Source organism: Nostoc sp. CCY0012 (assembly GCF_963920855.1).
GTDB lineage: Bacteria > Cyanobacteriota > Cyanobacteriia > Cyanobacteriales > Nostocaceae > Cyanocohniella.
The window spans coordinates 1-7,824 of sequence record NZ_CAWUDM010000173.1 but is presented as its reverse complement, the minus strand read 5'-3'; the positions used below and the strand labels follow the sequence as shown (position 1 = coordinate 7,824).

Sequence of the window (7,824 nt, the reverse complement as noted above, 5' to 3'; positions counted from 1 at the left end):
CTTTGCTGCAACTGTTCATAATGCGGTTCAGTTATCTAATGATATCGGGCAGACACTTGGACAAGCACTAGCGAATGTGTTGACACTTATTGGTATTAAAGATGATAAAGGACAACCATTAAATGTGAGTCAAATCATTGGAAATACCGTAGAAAATGTCATCAAAGGAATTGTTGGCACAGAGAATTACACATCCCTTACAACTGCATGGGCTAAAGCTAATCGCATTTATCAGGCTACTAGTAACGTTCTAAATAGTTTTCTGAACTTATCCCAAACTATCCTACAAGCTTCTGAATTAATAGCAGCTTATACAGGAAGAATAGGAAACGCTTTGAAAAAGGGTGGAGTAATTTTAGAAAATGCTTACGGCTGGATGAACCCACAGCCTAAATTCAATCGTGTTACTCAACTTTTAGAAAACTTACAAAATGGTGCAAGTACGATTCAAATGGTAACGCAAGCACCGCTGGATGTTATTAATGCTACCACTGAATTTACAACAGCTTCCACTGAATTTGTAAAAGCTATAAAAGAAGATGATAAGCCAGAAAATAAACCTGCCCCAACTCCAGAACCAGACCAACTAAAAGCTAAGGAAGAACAGGGTAAAACCATTTCTCAGCCCTTACCATTTAATTTCTCAGATTTGTTTGACGGAGAGGATTAATAATGTCTCTACCAGACGATTTTAACGCCTTTGAACACCTGCAACAGACTTATAAAACTGAGTTCAATAGGCGTGTAGATAGATATTTTAGTGATGTAAATGGGAACGGGGACTTATCAGGGACAAGACCATCATTAAAATTAGCATGTCGAATTGATGACAATGATAATGATGCAATGATGAGTATGCGTCATAATTTATTTTTTAACGTCATTGGTTACAGCCGTAAAAATCTTGCTGTTGTTTATGGCAGCAAGTTTGATACTGCCCCACCAGTGGCAGGACACCCCCAACTATTCTTGCACTTTTCACAAGATGCAGCAGCACAACCAACAGATGAACCATTAATTGAACATGAGAAAAGTTGCAGATTAATGAAGTTTTCATCTTCAACCGGAGGTGTGAAACCTGCTATTACTAGAACTGACATGATAGCAATTGCCAACGAAATTAAAACCTTATTCTTAGATAATAAAAAAGGAATTACTTACACCACTGGGAATAAATCAGCCAGCTACACTGACCCTGACAACGGTTTTCCTAAAGGCAATTATCTTTTGGTCAACTCTAAGGCTGATGCGGTGAATATATACTCAAAAATGTGCAACGCCATTGACGTACCTTATTCGGGTGATAGTCATATCGTCGTTAACGATCCGGATAAGCCAAGTACAACTACAGCGACCGCAGGAAAAACAACTATCTTGGGTAAGCAGCGCAATAACAGGCGTTACAGACCAGTAGCCATACTTCGGTTTAGATACGCTTATATCTCATTTGGAAATCTTATACCTCCTGTATTCCTGATTGACACCACACTGAGAAATCAATCACTAGTTGAGTGGTTGTAAAAAATGTCTGCCAAATATCAACGAAACCTAATAGGTTTCTGGTCAGGGAAAGAAGTGAAAACATCACTTATGGTAGGCGTAAAAAATAACACCAATAAGTGAATTTATGAGTTTTCGTGATTTACGCCGTTATGAATCCCAAAAAGCCGCCTACGACAATTACAAAGCATGGCAAGCACTCAGCCCAGATGCAAAGCAAGCGGCGTTCGCTGCTATTACGGATGAAACAAAGAGATCTAAGCCAGAACGGGCTATGGGGTTCTTGTCCCCTTTTAACCAAGTGGGAGCAGCCCTCAAATATATAACCATGCCGGTTCTGAAGAAAATACAGGAAGGCCAAGGAGCTTCAGTTGGAAACAGTCTAGCTACTGTACTTGATAATTTTTACATCGACGACCAGGAGGCAGCACCAGCAGGAGGCGCAATTGAATACAGACGGTTTAAAGCTGCAAGATTGTCGTTTACTGTGCGGGAAAGTTTTGTCAAAAAACAAAGCCGCATCACAAAACGCAGCTATCTAAAACCTGATGTAGACACCTACTCAGCACCTTTTGGGCAATCTGTTGGCGGACAAGATTATGCAGCCGCTTTGCTGATTATCACCCCTCAGGCTAATACTTGGCGTGATGCCGCAACTGCACCAGCTAAACGTTCTGATAAGTTCACACCAGAAGGTGCGTAACGTATGAGCAAGATAGCTCAGAGAACTGGCATTATATGGACTCCCCAAGATGATATTGATTTGCTGGCGGTCGGGCTTGACAGTGAGCATGATCATGCTGATTTTTGGGGAATGGTCAATATTAACCAGGCTGCTAGGGACTGGCTTGATAACAAAATATCGCTGAGTGATTATTGCGATATTTTGCAATTCAATGGCATTCCTGATCCATTCGAGATTGTCGGTGAATTTTGCGATCACACCGAGTTAATTATGCGTGTGGGGTGCAGATGAGCAGGACGCTAGAGTTGCAAAATGGGGATAATTTCTCTCTCCAATACGCCAACTCTATCCCTCCCACCGTTATAGAAATGGTGGACGGTAAAAATATTTATGCCAAATTGACCGAAGTAATAGTTCCGGTTATTTTCAACAAGCCTATTATTTTAGTCAATATCTCTACAACCGTCCCAGTGGGGAAGATTTGGCGCTATGCTGGACGGTTTAAACAAATTTTTTCTACAGCATTAGGCGATTCTTTTGCAGATGAAAGACCATTATTTCTGAGCAAAAGAAACTTGATATTTTTCCCGGAAGTTACATCAAATTACACCATTATTTACATTCCGCCGCCTTGGTTTATCGATGTGAATATAACGATTTACCAATATGACGGGCCTGATACAAATGATATTGCTGATGACCTGACAAGAATTGAATCTAAAATTGATACTCTTTTAACCTAATGACGGTAGATGTTAAGGATGCCTTGCAAATAATCTTGGCACTAGCACCTAGTCCTGGCGATTAGAAATCGCGGCTATACAAACTAAGTCCGCCTGCGCGGACTAGCGAAAAATCAAGGTTTTTAACCCGCGTAGGCGGGTTTGGTCTGTGTAGCCGTGACTTCCAGTCGCCTGATGCAAGATGTCAGTAGGCGATTTCTATTTCAAAAACTGCAAGGGTGCTGCATTTCTAGAAATTATTATTTTAGCGGTAGCATGAATTTTTCGGTGTTGCTTATTGAGAATATGAATTGGTATCACGCAGAGGCGCAGAGTCGCAGAGAGGAAGAGTTAAAGAGGTGTAATTGTGGCATTTCATCTTTAAATTTAGCAATCGTGGAATTGTCTGTGTGGTTTTACCCATGCCGATTGATTTATTTATCTGCTAGAGATTTTAAAGGTTTATTTTTATAGAAGAAATGCTTGCTAGAGTCTGGAGTGCATCTATTGTAGGCATCGATGCCGTCAAAGTTGGCGTGGAAGTCGATGTTTCCGGGGGTTTACCAGGAATTGTGGTGTTGGGATTACCAGATTCGGCGGTTCAAGAATCCAAAGAAAGAGTTAAAGCAACTTTAAAAAATGCTGGTTTTGCTTTTCCCATGCGGAAAATTGTGATTAACTTAACGCCAGCAGATTTACGAAAGGAAGGGCCTTGTTTTGATTTGCCCATTAGTGTGGGGATTTTGGCGGCTTCTGAACAAGTTCGAGCTGATTTGTTGGGCGATTACCTATTCTTAGGTGAAGTTTCTCTAGACGGTAGTTTGCGTCCTGTGGCTGGGGTTTTACCCATTGCTGCAACTGCTAAAAAAATGGGAATTAGCGGTTTAGTGGTTCCTGCTGATAATGCTCAAGAAGCTTCGGTGGTGGAAGGATTAGCTGTTTACGGCTGCAAAAATATCGCTGATGTGGTTAATTTATTAAATAATCCAGGGCGCTATCAGCCTGTGCAGGTAGATCAACCCCAAGAGTTGCCCACAGTAGCTTATCCTGGTGCAGATTTAAAAGATGTCAAAGGACAGGCTCATGCTCGTCGGGCTTTGGAAATTGCGGCTGCTGGGGGACACAATTTAATTTTTGTCGGGCCTCCAGGTAGTGGGAAAACGATGTTAGCTCGACGTTTACCGGGTATTTTACCACCTTTGGAATTTGCCGAATCTTTAGAAGTCACGCGCATTCACTCGGTAGCTGGTTTATTAAAAAATCGTGGTTCTTTAGTACGCGATCGCCCGTTTCGCAGTCCCCACCATTCAGCGTCTGGGCCTTCTCTTGTGGGTGGTGGTAGTTTCCCTCGTCCTGGGGAAATCTCGTTATCTCACCAAGGTATTTTGTTTTTGGATGAATTAACGGAATTTAAGCGCGATGTTTTAGAATTTTTGCGCCAACCTTTAGAAGATGGCTATGTAACCATTTCCCGCACCCGCCAATCTGTGACGTTTCCCGCCCAGTTTACTTTGGTAGCCAGTACCAATCCCTGTCCTTGCGGTTACTATGGCGATACTATTCAACAATGTACTTGTTCACCCAGACAACGAGAACAATATTGGGCCAAGCTTTCTGGGCCTTTAATGGATCGGATTGATTTACAAGTTGCAGTTAATCGCCTAAAACCAGAAGAAATTACCCAACAACCCACAGGAGAAGCTTCAACTTCGGTTTTGGAACGAGTCAAACAAGCACGCGATCGCGCCACTACCCGGTTTCAAAATGAACCAAATCTGCGGTGTAATGCCCAAATGCAAAGTCGTCATCTCCAGACATGGTGCAAGTTAGATGATACTAGCCGCAGTTTATTGGAAGCAGCAATTAGAAAATTAGGGTTATCGGCAAGGGCGAGCGATCGTATTCTCAAAGTAGGGCGGACTATTGCAGATTTGGCAGGGGAAGATGAATTAAAAGCCAATCATATAGCTGAAGCGATTCAATACCGCACAATCGATAGGATGCAGTAATTTAGCCAGTGGTAATCAGCAACAATAATTTTTAGTATTGATTTTATCCCTGTATACCAGATTTATCCGGAAAAATTCGGAAATTTTGGTCTTTTGCCGCAACTTTCCCCAGCCAAAGACTATCATGAGGACAGTAATTATAGTCACTACTTAAGTAACCGTGACTTTTAACTATGTCCTTCACCTTTACCTTTGCCCTCAGCCAAAACCAGACCTTTGAACTGCGCTGCAATTACGGTACCCGCCGTCTTGATACTAATCAGTTAGGTCGTCTAATTAATTTGTGTGAGAAAAAATACTATTCTCAACAAAAGGATGACACCGCACAGTTACAGGATATCGGCTGTCAGTTGTATTCTTGGTTGGATGGTAAAGAAGGATGGTTACGCCAAGCTTTAAATGCAGAAAATCACGGCACAATATATTTAGATTTAATTCAAACCAGTGAAGTACAGGGTTTAAACCCCCAAACTCAAAAGGTGGCGTTGGGTTTAGCACATTTACCTTGGGAATTATTACACAATGGCACAGTATTTTTACATAAACTTTTACCAGTAAGGGCAGTCAAGCAACAAAATAACCCAGTTATTCCCCAGCAAAATCGTCCGTTGCGGCTGTTGTTTATGGCGACTTCACCAGAACACCCAGGAATTGCATCTCTACAATTTGAGCAGGAAGAGGCGAATATTCTCAAAGCCACACAAGAGCAGCCTTTGGCGTTGATTGTGGAGGAAAGCGGCTCGGTGGCTGAGTTGGGGAATTTAGTTCAGTCATATCCCGCTGATTATTTTGATGTGTTCCATTTGACTGGGCATGGTGTCATTTATACGGCTAGGCAGTTTGGAGGCTATCTGCCGCTAGGTCGGAAAATTGAAGATTATACTCCCTGTTTCATCACCGAAGATGAGGTGGGAGGTGTACAATTTACTACCGTTGATGATTTAGCTAAAGCCTTTCGGGGACGCTTTTCCCGTGTGGTGTTTCTCTCTGGCTGTCACACTGGGCAACTTGCTAATAATGGTACTGTTCCCTCAATGGCGCAGGCTTTGGTGAAAGCGGGTGTAGGTGTGGTTTTGGGCTGGGCGCGTCCGGTGTTTGACAGGACAGGTATTATTGCTGCACAAGCGCTGTATCAAGCTTTGGCGACGGGGGCGACGGTGGAAGATGCGGTAAAAACGGCACAGCAGGAAATGATTACTCAGGAATGTTCCGACTGGCATTTATTGCGGATTTATCGGGATACAAGCCAGATTCAGGAATTAGTTACAACTCTGCTAACTAGACGGCGCGAAAAACTGAAATTTACACCACCTGAAAGCGAATTTCTTGATGAAAACAATATCGTCAAAGTTGCCAGTCGGGGGGAATTTGTCGGACGCAGAAAAGCCTTGCAGCGTGGAATGTTGGCTTTGCGGGCAACTAGCGACCATATCGGCGTGTTTTTGGCGGGAATGGGGGGTTTGGGTAAAAGTTCTCTGGCGGCGCGGTTGTGTACGCGGGTGCAGTCGCAACGCCCCAATTTTCAGCGCGTGGTGTTGATTGGGCCTGTGAATGAGGTGGGTTTAATAAACAAGCTGGCGAGTAAGTATGAACGGTTTGAGGGTGTGCCGGCTTTGTTAAATCAGCCGGGAATTTCTTTTAAAGGGCGATTGCAAAACTTTTTTGAGGCGATAGAAGAGACACAGGATCAGCCTTTGTTGTTGGTTTTGGATGACTTTGAGCAGAATATTCCCCAAGGGAATATAGCAGATGGTAGTCTGCGGATGACTGCGGAAGCTTACGAGGTGTTAGCAGCTTTGTGTGCAGCTTTGGCTGAGAATCAAGCAGAAAGTCGGTTAATTGTTACCTGTCGCTACCTCAAGGAAGAAACTCTTCCACCCCATCGCTTACATTTGGAAAGTTTGCAGGGGATGGGTGAGGCGGATATTAATAAAATATATTGGCAATTGGATCAGGATGTGAGGTTGCAAGTGAGAAAGCAGCGCCTCCTGACAATTGCTGATGGAAATCCGCGCTTGTTGAAGTGGCTGGTGGAAATTGTGCAGTTACCAGATTTGGCTACAGATGAGTTGCTGACAAAGTTGGAGGGTGTGCAACTCAAGTTTCGGGAAGATATTTTGGCGGAAGTTTTGTTAAATGCTTTGGAGGATGAAGAAAAAAAGTTTCTGGCTAGGTTGAGTGTGTTTCGTCTCCCGGTGACGGAGGAAATAATTAAGAACCTCTCCCCAGGGCTTCAAACTCCCACTTTAGGGGTTGGGGGGTTAGGTTTCCTACCCAAATTAATGAGCCTCAGCTTAGTGGAATCAGCGACAACTTACGCCCAGCAAATTGCCGAATATCGGGTAACGACGATTTTAGAACCGTTGCTGCAACCGATATTAACTGAAGAAGAATGGCAAACTACGCGTCAAGCTGCTACCCGTAAAATTTATCAAGCTTGGTGGGAGGAAACTGATAACTCCAACGAAGAACAAGGGCGAGAAATTGTTAGGTTGGCGGTGTTGGGACAGGAAAAAGAAATCGCCGTTAGCGTAGGGGATAGCATTGCAACTCACTGGGTGAATAACAGCCGATATGTGGAAGCGTGGGAGATATGCCGAGAAATTCTGCAATTGGGTGCAGATTACCGAATTTTGGGAACTATTGCTAGGGCGGAACACACTTTGGGTTTTGTTGTAGAAGCGTTGGCGGATTATGAACAAGCCTTAAAACTCTGTCCAGAAGATGATTTAAAAGAAAAAGCCGCCACTCTAAACAACATGGCGGGATTAAAAGCGCAACAGGGAGACATCGCCGGGGCGATCGCACTTTACCAGCAATCTTTGGAAATCTATGAAAGCATCAACGATGTCGGAGGTAAAGCCACCACCCTACACAACATGGCTCGATTAAAAGCGCAACAGGGAGA

At 43.4% G+C, this 7,824-nt stretch carries 7 protein-coding genes; all 7 read left to right on the top strand.

The window, feature by feature from the left end:
* On the top strand, positions 1 to 670 hold a 670-nt coding region (locus ACM0OS_RS27530; protein WP_414546358.1), incomplete at its 5' end, for a hypothetical protein.
* A 2-nt stretch (positions 671 to 672) separates the two neighbouring features.
* Positions 673 to 1,521 carry a hypothetical protein gene (locus tag ACM0OS_RS27525; RefSeq protein WP_414546357.1) on the top strand — a complete coding sequence of 283 codons (849 nt, stop codon included), beginning with the start codon at positions 673 to 675 and terminating at the stop codon, positions 1,519 to 1,521.
* Between the two features lie 106 nt (positions 1,522 to 1,627).
* The gene (locus ACM0OS_RS27520; protein WP_414546356.1) at positions 1,628 to 2,203 is read left to right on the top strand and encodes a hypothetical protein; all 576 of its coding nucleotides are present in this window, start codon (positions 1,628 to 1,630) and stop codon (positions 2,201 to 2,203) included.
* Positions 2,204 to 2,206: 3 nt separating this feature from the next.
* On the top strand, positions 2,207 to 2,476 hold the full coding sequence (locus tag ACM0OS_RS27515; protein WP_414546355.1) for a hypothetical protein: 270 nt from the start codon (positions 2,207 to 2,209) through the stop codon (positions 2,474 to 2,476).
* A complete protein-coding gene (locus ACM0OS_RS27510) occupies positions 2,473 to 2,928 on the top strand; it encodes a hypothetical protein (RefSeq protein ID WP_414546354.1) in 456 nt (151 codons plus the stop codon). The genes ACM0OS_RS27515 and ACM0OS_RS27510 overlap by 4 nt, the downstream gene beginning before the upstream one ends.
* Positions 2,929 to 3,386: 458 nt before the next feature.
* Entirely contained in the window at positions 3,387 to 4,916 is a 1,530-nt protein-coding gene (locus tag ACM0OS_RS27505) for a YifB family Mg chelatase-like AAA ATPase (RefSeq protein ID WP_414546353.1), read from the top strand.
* 173 nt (positions 4,917 to 5,089) lie between these two features.
* A partial coding sequence (locus ACM0OS_RS27500) for a CHAT domain-containing protein (RefSeq protein WP_414546352.1) occupies positions 5,090 to 7,824 on the top strand: 2,735 nt, incomplete at its 3' end.